Below are 15,754 nucleotides of genomic sequence, written 5' to 3' on the forward strand. Positions count from 1 at the left end.
CCTCTTTCAAACTTGTTGTGTAAGTCCTCATGCATTATACCACAAAAACCACAAATCCTTATTCATTTTCTCTATTTTTCTGATCTTTTATCGTGCTGATCGTATAGGTATGACTCGCTTTTTCATAAAATAAACGACGGTTCCTTCTAATTAGTACATAGAGAATATTGATGAAAAATAATAGAAGTAAAAAAGAACAAAATAGAAACAACATAAAGCTTACAAGCTGTAACATACGATTCGTTGAATTGAGTAAATCAGCAGAACTAGTCATGTATAAGCTAATCAAGCCATAAACAAAATACAAATAACCGTACCGAATGAACAACGCTCTGAAACGAATTTTTTCACGTCCTTCTTCTACAATCCGAATACGAACAATTTTTTTCCCAAGCGTTTCTCCATTGGTAATTTTTGGCAATAACATAAACACTAAAAACACCATAATGAAAAACCACAGACGCTCTTCAAGTACAGAATATCCTGTAAACCATTGTTTATACTCTGATACGAAATTCAGAAGAAACATCACAAATGATTGAACGATCGAAATCATAAACCAATCAATCAAAAAAGCCACAAAGCGTCTGAACAAGCTGACTGACTGCCCTTTTTTATAAGCAACCTCATCCAGTTCATCTCTAGTCGGAAATAAAAATGTCAACATCGGTGTGATCGCATATCCCACAATCCCGCCAAAGGTATTATTGATCAAATCATTGACGTCTGCTAGTCGGTATGGTCTAGGATAAATAAAGTACAACCCGCTCAACTGTGTTAATTCAAAAAACAGCGACAAGAGAAAACTAGCAAGAACCACTTTTTTTAATGAAAATTTGTAATAATAACGTAAATACACCCCTAAAGGGACTACTAACAAGATATTGAATACAGGTTCCAAAACGACGCCTTGCCTTAACGCAGGAACAAAAGTGCTCGGATCATGAATATTCAGGACAGTCTCTTGTAAAAAACGACTGACAAAATAAAAGGGTCGCAATTCTAAATAGTGACTGGTGTATTGTGCCACCTCCGCTTTTGGCGGCAATGGTAATATAACTAAAAAATAAGCACATAGTAAATAGAAAACAAATGAATAAAGGATCAGTGCTCTTCTAAATAAAAATGTTCCATATTTTCGGTATTCACGAATAACGAGCACAAACGAAATCGCAAACGCCAAAAAAGGAAAAGCAATCATTGCTGTTTTGATTGGTGCAGCATATGCTGACATCTAACCACACTCCTTCCTCTTTAGTGTAGTAGAAAATAAAACTTTTGTCATTTCTAATAACTAGAGCTTTAACAAAAAAATATATTTTGCAAATTGGAAAAATTGCAGTATGATTGACTTGTAGCGTATGTGACTTTCCTACACTAACTAATTAGATGATTCAATCTTTATATACGGAGGCTTTTCTATGTTAAATCCTTACTTTGCATTTGGTGTTCCGATTTTCTTGATTTTTTTGTATATTTTATTTGCTATTATTAGAAAAAAAAGCAAATTGCACTATATCGGATTCGTTCTTTTACTAATTGCAACCTTTTTGATGGCGTTTAGTTTTCAAGTCTTGCAAGGGTTGTGGACTTTGAAGGATAGTCATTCTAGCGAGCAACTAAATAAGTTGAGCTACTCGCCAGAATTATTGTGGATTCCTCTTATTTTAGGTGGAGCGTTAGCTGTTCTCAATCTTTGGCGTGGTGTGAAACGAGTGCAGTCGTTTCAGCAAAATAAAGACAAACAGTAAGTATTTAAGTAACATCTTTAATCGTAAGAAAGCAATGACCTTTTAGTATATCAATCAATTCTTTACTCCATTTGTTTGTAGAATGCTCTTTCTAATTGCTTAATTTCTTCTTTTCCATTTATTGCATATTTTGCCATTCCATATTCACCAATTTTTGACCCTAGTATATATTTAAACATCCAAACAAGAACAGGTATTGGCAAATAATAAAACAGGAGTTTTTTAGGTAATAATGGAATTTGCTTTTTTTTAATCAACTGCAACATTTTTCTTGTGTTTAGAACTAATTCCTCTAGTGACTTTTTTGACTTTGCTAATGCATAATTATCACCATTGAACTTATTTATCGCATTGGAGATGCCGACAACAACTGCAATATGTGCTTTTTGCCATGCATCCATATTATTAGTTGTGACTGGAGCAAATCCAGCTCTGTTAAATAATGCGACCAATGTCTTAAGGCGATTGGTGTTAGAACCATCTAACTCTGCGAACGTTGTCGCTTGGAATATTCTTTGCACCCCTGTACTGATAAAATAGTTTACTTGGTGCCGAACTAGCTCTCCTGCAGCTGCTGGAAATCCTAATAATACTCTTTTGGAACCAACAGCCATACACCATTCATCATACCCAGTGGGAGTGTTAACTACAAATACAATTGATGATGAGTTATTCTTCTTCAGGGCAGGTAATACGGAATCAATTTGCTGATATTTTACGCAAACGATAATATAATCATATTGATCCTCTGATTCTAATTCGTTGATGACTTTGATTCGATACTCATTTTTTTCACCAGTCAATACGTTCTCTATACATAAACCATTGTTGCTCAATTGTTGATATCGTTCACTTCTAGCCAACATGGTCACATCGGTTCCTATTTGTAGTAATTTCCCAGCGAATATCGAACCTACTGCACCTGCTCCATAAATCAAGATCCTCATTTCATTAGTCCCTCTTTTTCTGCCAAAAACGTAAATAATTGTTCATTCGCTGCACTAGGATATCGGTTCTCGACTTTCTTTTGGCTTGACGCTGTTATAGAGGCTGTACAATCACTAGCTATTATGCAGTTAAACCCTTGTCCTTCAAGCTCAACAACAATTTTCTTTACACAGTTTCCAGTCGTGAATCCGCAAACAACAATATTGTTTATTTCATTCTCTTTTAATTGTTGAACAAGATCACTGTCAACACAACAATCATAACTACTTCTACCTGTTATCATGGTATCACCTACTGCATATATACCATCTGTAATTTCTGCTTTCCAAGTTCCTTTTTCCAATTGCTTAAATAATCGAGCAGCCAAAGGAGTTTTTGAATACCTTGATGTATCCGCTTTATCAATGATTAATGGGGCATGGAAAACTTTAATTTGATTTTCTCTTGCAAAATTCAATAACTTTTTTGTATGAACCAACACATTTTTCTTTTGATACTCACGCTTAATTAATTGATAAAAAAATCCTTTATCTGTCCAGTTTTTCTGAAATTCAGCAATCAAAATTACAGTGTTAGTCATTCTTTTTCCCCCTGCCTCTTAATTACCACTAATGTGACATTCACAGTATAATACAGTACATTTTTCAGTCAATACTATTTACTTAAGTGCTACATATGACCGAAAATGTGGCAATTCGGAAAAGAAAGCGAGAAATTTATGAAAAAAAAGAGAAAACAAGTGTATGAATCAAAACAATGGATTGTCGATTCTTTACTAGAATTGATGATCAATCAAAACTTTTATACGATTACGATTAAGCAAATTGCTGACCATTCGGAGTTACATCGCCGAACATTTTATCGTCATTTCGCTTCTAAAGAACAAATTCTTGATTATAAAATTGAACAATTGATGGGCTCTTACATTCCCTTAATACTCAATACACCTGATTTAACTGAATCAAAAATTTTTCAACTTCATTTCAAGTTTTTAGAGGAGCATATAAGTTTTCTGAAATTACTGAAAAGAGATAATCTTTTTAATTATCTTCTAGAGAAATACAATCATTATGCCCCTATCTTATTCGATACATTAAATACTAATCTTACTGACCCTAATGAAATCACTTTTATTTCAGCGTTTAAAGCTGGAGGCTTCTGGAATGTCGTTTCTCACTGGATAGACCAAGAAAACCGATTAAAACCAGAAAAAATTGCAAAATTAATGGAAAAATTTTTTTCTGATAATTATTAAATACTTTGTATTGATCCTATTGATCACTCTAGCATATTCTTATTTTTCTGTTGAAGAACGATGTAAAAAAGTATCTAAAACGTAGTTATTAATCCTACATCTTAGATACTTTTATTCATCATAATTAGAAATGAATCGCCTAAGCGAATAACTCTTTAGTTCTTCTTCACAAACTCAGATTTCAATTTCATCGGTCCAAAGCCTTCAACTTTACAATCGATATTATGACCATCTGCCGCATCAAGTACTAAACGAATTCCTTTAACCTTCGTTCCTTGTTTGATTGCACCACTTGCCCCTTTGACTTTTAAATCTTTGATAACTGTCACACTATCACCATCAGCTAACACATTGCCATTTGAATCTTTGATGACAGCTGTTGTATCTTCTGCTACGTCTGTTGGTGACCATTCATGTCCGCATTCAGGACAAATCATCATGCCACGATCCTCGTAAGTGTATGTTGAGCCACATTCAGGGCAGCTTGGTAAATTTTCCATTTAGTTTAAACTCTCCTTCATTATATCGTTCTCTTTTAAAGTGTTATCACTTCATTCTATCGCACTTCTAAACGAAATAAAAGAATCATTATATTTACAAATAGTAAAGTAAACTAGTTTTATTTACTTTCTTTCCCTTTTTCTACATAAGAAAGATCGTTTACGCTATCGATCGTATATTTGCCATCTTTATACGTTACTTTTGAAACACTAGCATTTTTTAATCCACCATCTGGTAAATCTGCATTTGCATCTAGTTCACCTAACAACGTAATAATACTCATTCCATGGGACACGACCAACACATTATTTGCACCTTCTTTTTCAGCCTCTTTCACAATATCATCCAAGCCAGCTGTTAGACGGGCAACGATTGTTTTGCTGTCTTCTGCTGGCCAGTTCACGCCTTCTTCAACATTTTTCTTATCTAGATCAGATAATACGTCAGCAAATTCGATGATTCCTTTATAGAAACCGACTTCTTTCATCCATTCGTTGTATTCTTCATATGTTTTACCTTGTTCTTTTGCTACCGCTGTCAGCATTTCTTCATTCATCAAGCCTTCATAAGTACCAAAATTATATTCTCTTAGACGTTTATCTTTCGTCATTTCCTTTGTTAACGTTTCTTGCCCATTATTTTTTAAGACTAATTCAGCCGTTTCAATTGCGCGTCCACTGTCACTAGTCACTACCTTATCAAATTTAACATCAGATAACCCTTTGCCTAATTGTTCTGCCACTTCAACGCCGGCTGGTGTCAATGGTGCATCGATCCATCCTTGAGAACGATCCACAGTGTTCAACATCGTTTTACCATGACGAGCAAGGTAAATCACTACTTCTGAATTTTCCTTTTCTTTTGTATCAGCTTTCTTTTCTTCGTTGGCAGTATTATTACTACAGCCCATTAAAACCATTGATAACATCGCTACACCAACAACCATCTTTTTAAATTTCATAACATTTTCTCCTCCATACTATTCCTTATTTTTAGTTAAACTCTTTTAGGTTATGTTTGCCAAACAAAAAAGAAAAAACCCAACTATACCAAATAAAATTATTTGGTATAATCAGGTTTAGCTTGTCTAAGACAATCACTATCCGTTATTTAACTAGCTTTAGTATAACGGATGTCTTTCTAAATGTAAATGCTTTCAGTCGTTATTTTTTATATTCTTTGCATAACTGCTGAATCTCCTTGTAGATTTCATCAACTTCTATTTGATTTTTAGCATTAGCACCACTGGCTAAAGGATGGCCTCCTCCATGATGTTTTTTTGCTAACTCATTGATCACAGGTCCTTTTGAGCGTAAACGAACTCGATAATACCCTTCTGGTTGCTCTACAAAAATCCCCCATGCTAAAACCTCATCGATCACACCTGGTAAAGACACGATCGCAGCTGTCTCCGAATCAACAATGCCGTATTCATCAAGTAAAGATTGAGGTAACATCACCATAGCAGCTCCATGCTCATCTACTTTAATATTTTGATACACATAGCCAGCTAATTTGGCGACGCTCATTGGAATTTGTTCTAATTCACGATTTAGTTCAGCAGCGTTGAATCCATACGTCATCAATTCAGCCGCTACCTCCAAGGTATGAGGCGTAGTTGATGGGTATAAAAATCTGCCGGTGTCGCCGATGATTCCAGCATATAGCAATCGAGCAGCCTTAGTATTCATGATCAGTTCATCTTGATGAAGATGATAAAAATCAGCAATGATTTCACTGCAACTGCTTGCTTTTGAATTGACCCAGACTAAATCTCCGTAAGGATCATCATTGGGATGATGATCGATTTTAATCAATTCAGCACCTAATTGATAGCGATCGTCACTAATTCGAGGAGAATTCGCTGTGTCAGTGACAATCACTAAAGCATTTCGGTAAGTCTCATCATACACTTCATCCATCTCCGCTAAAAACTCCAAGCCCTCAACAGGTCCTCCTGCCTGATAGACTTTTTTATCTGGAAAACTCGCTCTTAAAATTTCCGCTAACCCAACTTGCGACCCAATTGCATCTGGATCAGGTCGTTGATGGCGGTGAATAATAATTGTTTGGTAGGCTTTGATTTTTACTAAAATTTCGTTTACAACATCCATGTTCTTTTTTCCTCCTAGGTACGCTCCATTACTTGGCAAACGACAATTGCTTTTGCCACAAGTGCATTTTCCAAATACACTTCGATATCTAATTTAGCTGAACGACGCCCAATTTCTAAGACTCTCGGACGGATATTCAACTCGCTTTCTAATTGTATCAAACGTAAATAGTGCAAGCTCATTTGCTCGATCAAGACATTCCTTCTTTGGTTGGTAATCATCGTCCGTTGCGTCACATTAGCGATGATTTCGCTAAGTACGCCAAAAGAAATCGTCCCCACGCTGTTGACCATTTGAGGCGCGACTGAAAATTTAAATTGCGGTTCATCCGCTTTACTTCCTTCCTCTACAGGCATCACTTCACCAGAAATTTGATCAGAAATCGTATCCGCAATCTGTGGTTGGCGTTGCACCAACTGCATGGCTTTCATCACATCTTGTCTCGAAACAAAACCGACTAAAGACAAGTCGTCTTCAACAACTGGCATTACTTCTAACCCATCCCAAATCATTTGATGACTAACACTTGCCACACTCATCATTTTTTTGACAACGATCGGGTCTTTGGTCATTACTTTGTCCATTGATAGGGTCTCTGATTTGCCGAGGACATCTTTGGCCGTAACGATCCCAACTAACCGTAAGCTTTTATTGACTACAGGAAAACGTGAATGATGCGTTTTCTCCGAAAGTTTTTGATAATCAGCGATTGTATTTGTTGAATACAGATAATTCGTTTTTTCTAATGTTGTGTAGATATCACTAACTAACATGATATCTTTTTTGATCAATTGATCACTCAACGCTCGATTGATCATCGTAGCTACCGTAAAGGTATCATAAGTCGTTCTCAAGACAGGCATTTCTAATTCATCTGCCAACTCAGCAATTTCATTTTCTGTATCAAACCCACCCGTGATCAAAACAGCCGCTCCATTTTCTAAAGCTAATTTTTGAACACCTTGACGGTTCCCAACAATCATCAAAGATCCTGGCGTAATATATCTTGTCATGGCTTTTTCTGTCATCGCACCAATCACAAACTTATTTAACACTTTATCTAGACCCGCTGATCCGCCCAAAACATCTCCTTCGATGATCCTAACGACCTCACCAAAAGTAAGTTTTTCAATGTGCTTTTTTAATTTACGCTCAATCCGAATTGTCCCCACACGCTGAATGGTTGAAACTAATCCGATATTTTCAGCATCTTTGATTGCCCGATAAGCAGTTCCTTCACTAACGCCAAGATTTTTAGCAATACTTCTAACAGAAATACGATCACCAATTGGCAATCCTTCAATATACCTCAATATTTGATCATGTTTCGTCGCCATAATATCCTCCTTATTTTAAAAGCTGATCGAGCTTGTTCAGTCTTGAATGGAAAATAAGAAAAATGCATGAGGTGCTCTTTGCCTCATTCAATTTTTATCTTTTTCTCGAAAGACTAGCTCGTGAAGCTAGTTTAAAATCTATGTTTTAAATCATCTATATTTTGTTCTATTCTACTTATCGCAAATCATTGCTAGTTACTTAAATAAATCAGAATACTCCCTTTCTAAAAAGTAATCTGTTTTATTCCTTTTTGAGTCTGTTTTGAAACAGTTATAACTTCTATAATAATTGTCTTCACTTAAAAAGTATAACAAAAAAACTAGATTTTAGTACAGTTATTCTCCTTATATTGTAACAGAAGTTAAAAATAAACGAACATAATCTCACTTCAGTTTAAATTTGTTTAAAAAAAGTGCTGTAAACAAACCTATTTAATGCTTTACCTAGACAAAAATAAGTACTTTCCAATTATTTTCATTATTTTTTCACTGACATTTTCTCAAAAAAAGGAGTATGATAAGAACGGATTGTTTATACTTTTTAAGGAGATGGATAGATGGAATCAGTAAATAGTTTTCAAGAAAATACCGAAGTACAAAAAAATCGCTGGTGGATTTTGGTTTCTGTGGCCATGTTTACGTTTATGTCTACATTAGATGCCAGTATCGTCAATATAGCATTACCAACAATTTCCAAAGATATGAATGTGCCGATGAATCAGTCTGAATGGATCGTTTCGATTTATTTAATGATCGTTTGTGCTTGTTTATTACTTTTTGGCAAAATCGGCGATAGCTTTGGCAAAATCAAAGTCTATCGCATTGGAACAGTTATCTTTACAATTGGCTCATTATTGTGTGGATTTAATCAATCATTAGCATTTTTGCTATTTGCACGTATCGTGCAAGGGATTGGTTCCAGTATGACAATGGCAACAAACTCTGGAATCATCACTGAAGTTTTTCCGTTTAAGGAACGTGGACGCGCATTGGGTTCAATTGGGGCTTTCGTTTCTCTAGGTTCAATTGCAGGTCCTGGAATTGGCGGGTTGATTCTTTCGCAATTTTCATGGCCCTATATTTTTTGGATCAATGTTCCGGTTGGAATCATCACAATTTTGATTGGTGAAAAATTTTTACCTAAAGATATTATCAAAAGTGGTAAAAAAGTCGATATGCTCGGTTTTAGTTTATTTGCAGTATTTATTATGACGTTTTTTGGCGGCATTTTTATTGGACAAGAAATTGGTTTTAATGCACCTGTGTCGCTGGTATTATTTGCTTTTGCACTTCTTTCATTTATTATTTTTATTAGAGTAGAAAAACGTGTTCGTCAACCACTGATTACTTTTTCGATTTTCAAAAACAAAATTTTTACGATGAGCTTAATAACCGCGGTTTTAATCTTCGCCTCTAATTTTTTTGTTAATGTTGTGATCCCATTTTATTTACAAAATTCACGCGGATTACCAGCCAGTAAAGCTGGATTGTTAATGATGGTCTTTCCACTATTGATGGTCGTTGGTTCACCTATTAGTGGATTCCTAACAGATAAAATTGGGACTAAACTGTTAACTTTTTCTGGATTGATTTTGTTGTCGATCACTTCATTGATGTATATGTTTTTAAACCAAACAACCCCACTTTGGTATTATATTTTGGCGACGGGCATCATGGGATTAGGTAATGCGCTTTTTCAATCACCTAATAATACGACTGTTATGAGTAGTGTTTCCAAAGAAGATTTGGGTGTAGCTGGAAGTATGAACTCTTTTGCTCGTAATTTAGGAATGGTTTTAGGAATTGCTTTGGCTACAACGATTTTGTATAACGCTATGAGTGCTGTTTATGGTCAACGTGTAACGACCTTTATAAGCGAGCGACCAGATATCTTTATTTTTGGAATGAGAATCACTTTCTTAGGCTCTTTTATTTTATGTTTAACTGCTTTAGGTCTGACTTTGTTTCGTTCATTAAAAGCTAGAAAACAATAGTAAACAAAAAAATGAAACTGCAGCAGTTAAATCTGCCTTCAGTTTCATTTTTTTCCTTAGAGAAACACCAGAATTTCTTCTTGTTACTCATCTTCTTTACCGTTTTTGATATTCTTGATAAAATTTTCGAACAATTCCGTTCCGATTCCCATTTTCTTATAATTTTCAAGAATCGACTTTAATTCCATCAATAAATAGCCTACATACAAGACGTAAATCAGCCCTACACCAGCGCCTCCTGGAATCAAAGGAGCTAAGGGAATAAAAAACATGAGCAACACCATACTCGCTACTTTTCGTAAAATCCCATTGATTCCTACTTTACTTAAAAAGTTAATGGATGGATTAATTTTTGCAGCTAGACTGCCGCTTAAAAAATCAATGATCATTGCCACACAAATCAAGGTTAGAACATAAATTGCTTTGTGATCTGCATCCACTAAGAAACGATTTAAAAACTCGAACATCTTCATAATTACCACCTTTTTCATTATTTACTTCAACTGATTATTGTTCACTAAATCAATCCGGCTAGTTCAAACTAACTGTCTAAACTCATCTTATTATGAACACTTTTTAACTAGCGGAATGACTATAGTTTACTTGATTTGTCACTAAAGAAACTGGCGTATTCCTCCCATTATAATGTCATTTTTCCATCAATAGTTTCCCACTCTCATAAGACTCAGCAAATCGAATCATCGCTTTATCCAATTCACGATAAAATTTACTTTCACTCATGTGATGCTTCATGTAGATTGCGATATTTGTAGTAAAATTGCGATCCATATATTTATCGTATAATAGCTCTCTGTCATATTCATCCAATTGATTCATCGCTTCTGTTATTTTTACTAATTCGACTTCAGCGAGGTATTTCCGATCGACTGGCTGTTCACTTTTTTGTGAGAATTCTCCATCTGTTTTTCTCATTTCAAATGTGTAGGCAGTCGTTATCTTTGGCGAATGTTTCTCTCCAGCAATTCGCACTAAAGTTCGATATTTACCTAATAAATTATGAACCTTTTTCTTTGTTTTTTTTCGATCAATTTCGGGAAATAGTAACATCATTTATCCTCTCCTTTTATTTAGTAATTACGCTTTATGCGACTTATCATTATTTAGCTTTGATTTGCTTTCTTAATAAAAAAATAGTGCAGGTATTTCTTTTTTACAGCTGATTTCAATTTCAACTCCCTCTTCATTTTAGTTAATTAGCTAATATGCGATAAAACCGTTGACTAAAATTAGCATTTACGCTATTATATAAGTATAGTTAAATAAGCTCTATTCTAATTCCGCCGCTTTCTTATTTTAGAAAAGGACTGCTAGAATGGCTTGCCTAACTATTTACTGATAAATTAGCTTACAAGAATATTATAATAGTTTAAAAGCTAATTGTCAATTAAAAATAGCTTAAAAGCTAATATTTTTTTCATTTAAGCTTATGAAAGGTTGAAAAACATGAGTTTAACTTACAGAATCAAAGAACTTGCAGATAAGAAGAAAGTTACTTTTGCTGAAATCGAACGAAATACAGGCATTTCTAACGGACAAATCCGTCGCTGGGATACCTCTTCTCCTAAAATAGAAAATATCCAAAAAGTTGCGGATTATTTTGATGTATCTACGGACTACTTATTAGGAAGATCTGAAATCCCTTCTATTAAGGAAGCAGATCAAGAAGAACATCTTTCTTCTCAAATCATGTTTCGGATGAATACCGAAGGGTTATCTGAAAATGAAGTAGATGAATTGAAAGATGAAGTGAATCGATTTCTACGTTTTAGGCGATCAGAAATCGAGCGAGAACGAGAACTAAAACAAGACGACAAGGCGTGATTGGATGACAGAGCAAATTGATGAATATCTTAGTTTTTCAGATAAAATAAACGATTATATCTCGGCTTTGATGGTCGCAAATAATATCGGTTATGAAAATTACGATTGTTCCTATCTTTGGGATTTCGTAAAATCTAAGGGAGTTTCAATGCGCGGTTTTCCATTTGATGGCGTCGCAAAAGATCGTATTTCTGGTATGATCGTTAAAGACTCTTTAGAGACAACAATTGGCTATAATCAAAACATGGGTGAAAAAAGAAAGAATTTTACGATCAGTCATGAGATTACGCATTATTTATTTCATATGACTGAAAATGATACAATTTTTACTGATACAGAGCGTAGTCTGCACTATTCTTATAACGAAGTACTTCATGAGTTTCAAGCAAATATTGGGGCTTCTGCGATTCTTGTACCTGATGTTGTATTCTTCCGCTTTTTGAAAGAAGGCTGGAATTTGTCTCAACTATCGAATCATTTTGGTATATCCGAAAGTGCTCTTTATGTTCGTTTGATTCATACAATGCAGGCTAATTTTGGTGTTTCTTATATCGCTGCTAAAACAAACGCGGATGCTATTCGGTATAAATTTAGTGGAAAAGGTCGCCCTGCAGCAGTTGAACTGGGGACAAATTTGGAAGCACGGTTGTTTCGAACAAATAGGTTTATTGAGGCATTGTGACTTCCCATCTATTGTATCCCCTACTTCAGTTAACTAATACATTCTTATTTCATTAATTCCTTAAAAATATTTAATAAAAATACTATTCTTTTGTAACGAATAGTATTTTTTATGTTAAAATAATTTTATATCTTTTTTATAAAAAGGAGGAAAATATGAAAAGTAAAAAAATGATGGTGATGATGGGGACAATATTTTGTCTTGGTATGGGCGGTGTTATAGTACCAATCTCCACTGGCGTTACCACTTTAAAAACCGAGGCAACAGCTATAACTGATGCCTCATTGTTCAAAAATCATGGTAAAGGTATCACAAGTGTTGCGGTTAATGTGGGTGAAAAGCAAGATGATTATATTTCTGGTACAGTAGACAGAACTGCTGGTATTTATTTTGTTCAGCTTTGGGTCAACGATATCTTGATCTGTGAATCCCCGGTTATTGACAATGTTCCGAATGGTGGAAATTTTTTCTTTGAAGTTCCAATCAAAGGCAGTATCCACTCTTTAGAAGACAAAGTAAAAATTGTTGGTCTATCCAAATCCAAAGAAGCACTTGATACGTCTGAAGTGATTCTTCAAGATGGTGCTTACACTTTGATTGCTAATGAATTTACACTGTTTAAAGATCAAAGTGTTACTGGTATAGCTGACCCTGATATTTTTGAAGTGGAATTGGCTGTAAATGGTAAAATAGTTGACCAACAGGAAGTCGCTTTTGATGATCAATTTACTTTAAATGCACATCAAGCAATTCGATTCTTAGACGATATTGTGGAAGTAATTGGTTATGACATCAATGGAAATGATGTCAAACACACCCCTGTTAGTGTTAATCCAGTTAAATTAATTATGGCTCTAAACTATTTCACACTAGGTGACACATTTGTCGAAGGTACTGTAACTGGTGAAGGTGCTGCAAAAGTCTTGTTATATGTAAATAACAAACGTCAAGGAAAACCCACTAATTTGAATGCTGACGGCTTTTTCAAACTTCCTGCTCGATCCATCCGCGCTTTAGATGATGACGTAAAAATTGCGGTCTTAAACAACGATGAAGCTGAAATTGGTCGCTTTACTTTAACAGTTAATCCTACAGGCTTCTCAAGACCTTTTATTGGCCAGTATTCTGATAAACTTGATGCACTTCCAGGTGAAAATGTTGGTTTTCAAACTTCCTTTAGAAATTATGGCTTTCCTGATGAATTTGGTTTAGGCTTGGAAACAATCCCAACAGCTTCATGGATCAAGCCTGAGTTTTATTTCTATTATCAAAGGGATATGGAAATTGCTGCTTTTACGATAGGAAATGGTAGTGATTGGGCTCCTCTTGTTTCAGTCACAGAGTTAGATCCAGCTAAGATTGTCTACACTGATCTAGAAAATAGAACCATTGATGGAACTGAATATAAAGGATTTAAGCTCTCATTTCAGGAGGATTTAGGTATCAATAGTTCATTTGGAGGTACTTTCTTGAGTGGCTGGCTTAAAACACCATTAAATAAAACGAATGACATTTCAGTTATAGCTTTTGGAAGCTCAGATTCAAATGTAACGAATTACAAACCAATCGTGCATGCCTTTAAGGATACAAGTAATCTGACTCAAACTGATAATCAAAATAAGCTAATTTTTGGTCATAAAAAAACCAACTATAATGTAAAATACTAACTATACGTTTAACCGCTACTTTTATGATTTTATTAAGTAGCGGTTATTTTAGCTATTCCAATAACAAAAAAACCACCACGACCGTCGTCTGTGGTGGAAATGAAGGTTGTTATTTACTCTTGGTAGGAGTAAGTATGAAAAACCAATTCGGGATAATTGGCATGAAGACATATTAGCATCTCTATTTAAAATAAAAATGAACAGCTATTTTGTATTTCATAAAAAAATCATGAGGAATTACTCATAGAACTATTTTTTACGTTTCCCTTTAGATAGTCTTTTTCCAAACCTTATTAGTTCCAACATTTTTATGCCTGTGCTACACTTTTAATAGTAGCAATGAAATGTTTCATTATAGGAGGAATGTATTATGTTAGATCAAGAAAAAGACAATTTATCTGTTCTATTCTCTGACGAAGTTCAAGGTCCCTTTGTAACATTTATTCTAAATACTCATGTCGCTCATCAAGATGTCGAAAAAGATTCTTTAGCACTTAAAAATTTTGCCAAAGCTGCAAAAGTGCGCTTCGAGAAAAAATATACTGAACTCTCTTGGCTCCCATTTCAAGAAAAGATCGATGCTTTACTTGCTGATGCATCATTTTGGCGAAATGCTACTAAAAGTGTCTCGATTATTATTAGTGAGAAGGACATTTTCATTCACCGCTTACATGTGCCTGTTGACAATCAATACTACGTTGATGATCGTCCCTATCTCCTTGGTATCATTAAAAATAATCAATTTAACTACCGCTATTATTTAATGGCTTTAAACCGTGATGCTATGCAACTTTATCTGGTTGAAAATAATCAAGTTAAAGTTGTTGAGTTACCTGATGAGGCGCCGACTGATCTAGTTGGAGCTCTAGGTGATGAACTAACTGGCGGTAGCATGAACTACTCCATCCAAGGTGGAACAGGCTATAACGGCTCTTCCAAAGAAGGCGTTGCCTATCACGGTGTCAATACAAAAGATGAAGAAGTGAAAATTGATTGGACCAATTATTATCAAGCAATCGATAATTACTTAAAAGATACATTTGTAAACTCTGATAACTTACCAATTCGCTTATATGCTTTACCAGAGAATCAAACATTATTTAAAAAAATTGCGAAAAATCCTTATCTAGCAACGGATGCTTCTATCACTCTTTCTCCTGCGCAAGTTTCTTTTCAAGATATTGAAAAAGGTGCACATAAAATTAATCAAGAATTAGAGTCCCTTGAAACAGCCAAGTATAATCAGTTACTAGACAAAAAATTTGTTGATCAACTTGTTGATATCGTCCCTGCTTCCGATGAGGGAAAAGTATCTCATTTCTTTATCTCTACTGCTAATTTTGTTAATGAAACAACCGAGATGTCAACAGAAGAATTTGACCGACGCAAAGTGTTGAATAAAATCACAGATAATGTTCTTAGAACAGGTGGAAAAGTATTTGTATTAGATCAAAAAGCTGCTCCTGACGAAAAAACACTATTAGCTATTCTACGATATTGATCCTTTATTGGACAAGAGCCACTCAACACATAGGTTGAGTGGCTCTTTAATTAAGTTGATTAAATATTTTTTTAGTTATAAAACCATGTAAAAACTATCTATTAGTAAGGATAACCTTATTCTCATCTAAACAATCTGAACCCTTCCTACTTTCAAATCTAT

The 15,754-nt window shown here is 34.7% G+C and carries 16 protein-coding genes; 7 read left to right on the top strand and 9 right to left on the bottom strand.

Translation table 11 applies throughout. The features are described from left to right. Positions 1–58: 58 nt before the first annotated feature. Entirely contained in the window at positions 59–1,234 is a 1,176-nt protein-coding gene (locus AC4BB5_RS11950; protein ID WP_490456347.1) for a VanZ family protein, read from the bottom strand. Between the two features lie 187 nt (positions 1,235–1,421). Between AC4BB5_RS11950 and AC4BB5_RS11955 the strand changes: the two genes are divergently transcribed. Next, positions 1,422–1,751, top strand: a complete 330-nt coding sequence (locus tag AC4BB5_RS11955) for a hypothetical protein (RefSeq protein WP_490456348.1) — start codon at positions 1,422–1,424, stop codon at positions 1,749–1,751. A gap of 62 nt (positions 1,752–1,813) precedes the next feature. Here the strand turns inward: AC4BB5_RS11955 and AC4BB5_RS11960 are convergent, their stop codons facing one another. Both AC4BB5_RS11960 and AC4BB5_RS11965 read right to left on the bottom strand, forming a co-directional pair. Continuing rightward, positions 1,814–2,698 (bottom strand): ketopantoate reductase family protein, encoded by an 885-nt coding sequence (locus AC4BB5_RS11960; RefSeq protein WP_490456349.1) that lies wholly within the window; start codon positions 2,696–2,698, stop codon positions 1,814–1,816. Next, complete coding sequence (locus AC4BB5_RS11965) at positions 2,695–3,279, bottom strand: isochorismatase family protein (RefSeq protein WP_490456350.1); 585 nt, start codon at positions 3,277–3,279, stop codon at positions 2,695–2,697. The genes AC4BB5_RS11960 and AC4BB5_RS11965 overlap by 4 nt, the downstream gene beginning before the upstream one ends. Before the next feature lie 138 nt (positions 3,280–3,417). Between AC4BB5_RS11965 and AC4BB5_RS11970 the strand changes: the two genes are divergently transcribed. Then, positions 3,418–3,954, top strand: coding sequence for a TetR/AcrR family transcriptional regulator (locus AC4BB5_RS11970; RefSeq protein WP_490456351.1), 537 nt, complete (start codon positions 3,418–3,420; stop codon positions 3,952–3,954). A 155-nt stretch (positions 3,955–4,109) separates the two neighbouring features. Here the strand turns inward: AC4BB5_RS11970 and AC4BB5_RS11975 are convergent, their stop codons facing one another. The 4 genes from AC4BB5_RS11975 to AC4BB5_RS11990 form a co-directional block, all read right to left on the bottom strand. Beyond that, entirely contained in the window at positions 4,110–4,454 is a 345-nt protein-coding gene (locus AC4BB5_RS11975; protein ID WP_490456352.1) for a zinc ribbon domain-containing protein YjdM, read from the bottom strand. A 119-nt stretch (positions 4,455–4,573) separates the two neighbouring features. Next, entirely contained in the window at positions 4,574–5,416 is an 843-nt protein-coding gene (locus AC4BB5_RS11980) for a histidine phosphatase family protein (protein WP_490456353.1), read from the bottom strand. Positions 5,417–5,618: 202 nt separating this feature from the next. Continuing rightward, positions 5,619–6,569, bottom strand: a complete 951-nt coding sequence (locus AC4BB5_RS11985) for a DHH family phosphoesterase (protein WP_490456354.1) — start codon at positions 6,567–6,569, stop codon at positions 5,619–5,621. Between the two features lie 14 nt (positions 6,570–6,583). Then, positions 6,584–7,906: a DRTGG domain-containing protein gene (locus tag AC4BB5_RS11990; RefSeq protein ID WP_490456355.1), complete on the bottom strand. Its 1,323-nt coding sequence runs from the start codon at positions 7,904–7,906 to the stop codon at positions 6,584–6,586. A gap of 557 nt (positions 7,907–8,463) precedes the next feature. Here AC4BB5_RS11990 and AC4BB5_RS11995 point away from each other — a divergent pair. Continuing rightward, the gene (locus AC4BB5_RS11995) at positions 8,464–9,900 is read left to right on the top strand and encodes an MFS transporter (RefSeq protein WP_490456356.1); all 1,437 of its coding nucleotides are present in this window, start codon (positions 8,464–8,466) and stop codon (positions 9,898–9,900) included. 83 nt (positions 9,901–9,983) lie between these two features. On the opposite strand, the gene AC4BB5_RS12000 is transcribed toward AC4BB5_RS11995, so the two are convergent. Together AC4BB5_RS12000 and AC4BB5_RS12005 are read right to left on the bottom strand one after the other, a co-directional pair. Continuing rightward, positions 9,984–10,373: a phage holin family protein gene (locus tag AC4BB5_RS12000; RefSeq protein WP_490456357.1), complete on the bottom strand. Its 390-nt coding sequence runs from the start codon at positions 10,371–10,373 to the stop codon at positions 9,984–9,986. A 175-nt stretch (positions 10,374–10,548) separates the two neighbouring features. Further along, complete coding sequence (locus AC4BB5_RS12005; RefSeq protein ID WP_490456358.1) at positions 10,549–10,971, bottom strand: ArpU family phage packaging/lysis transcriptional regulator; 423 nt, start codon at positions 10,969–10,971, stop codon at positions 10,549–10,551. Between the two features lie 393 nt (positions 10,972–11,364). On the opposite strand from AC4BB5_RS12005, the gene AC4BB5_RS12010 reads away from it, so the two are divergent. The 4 genes from AC4BB5_RS12010 (at position 11,365) to AC4BB5_RS12025 (ending at position 15,592) form a co-directional block, all read left to right on the top strand. Beyond that, on the top strand, positions 11,365–11,742 hold the full coding sequence (locus AC4BB5_RS12010) for a helix-turn-helix domain-containing protein (protein ID WP_490456359.1): 378 nt from the start codon (positions 11,365–11,367) through the stop codon (positions 11,740–11,742). A 4-nt stretch (positions 11,743–11,746) separates the two neighbouring features. After that, on the top strand, positions 11,747–12,424 hold the full coding sequence (locus AC4BB5_RS12015; protein WP_490456360.1) for an ImmA/IrrE family metallo-endopeptidase: 678 nt from the start codon (positions 11,747–11,749) through the stop codon (positions 12,422–12,424). 155 nt (positions 12,425–12,579) lie between these two features. Further along, positions 12,580–14,091 (top strand): immunoglobulin-like domain-containing protein, encoded by a 1,512-nt coding sequence (locus AC4BB5_RS12020; protein WP_490456361.1) that lies wholly within the window; start codon positions 12,580–12,582, stop codon positions 14,089–14,091. A gap of 370 nt (positions 14,092–14,461) precedes the next feature. Next, positions 14,462–15,592, top strand: a complete 1,131-nt coding sequence (locus AC4BB5_RS12025) for a baeRF6 domain-containing protein (RefSeq protein ID WP_490456362.1) — start codon at positions 14,462–14,464, stop codon at positions 15,590–15,592. Positions 15,593–15,754 lie beyond the last annotated feature (162 nt).

This window comes from Enterococcus sp. AMC1252 (assembly GCF_058216515.1).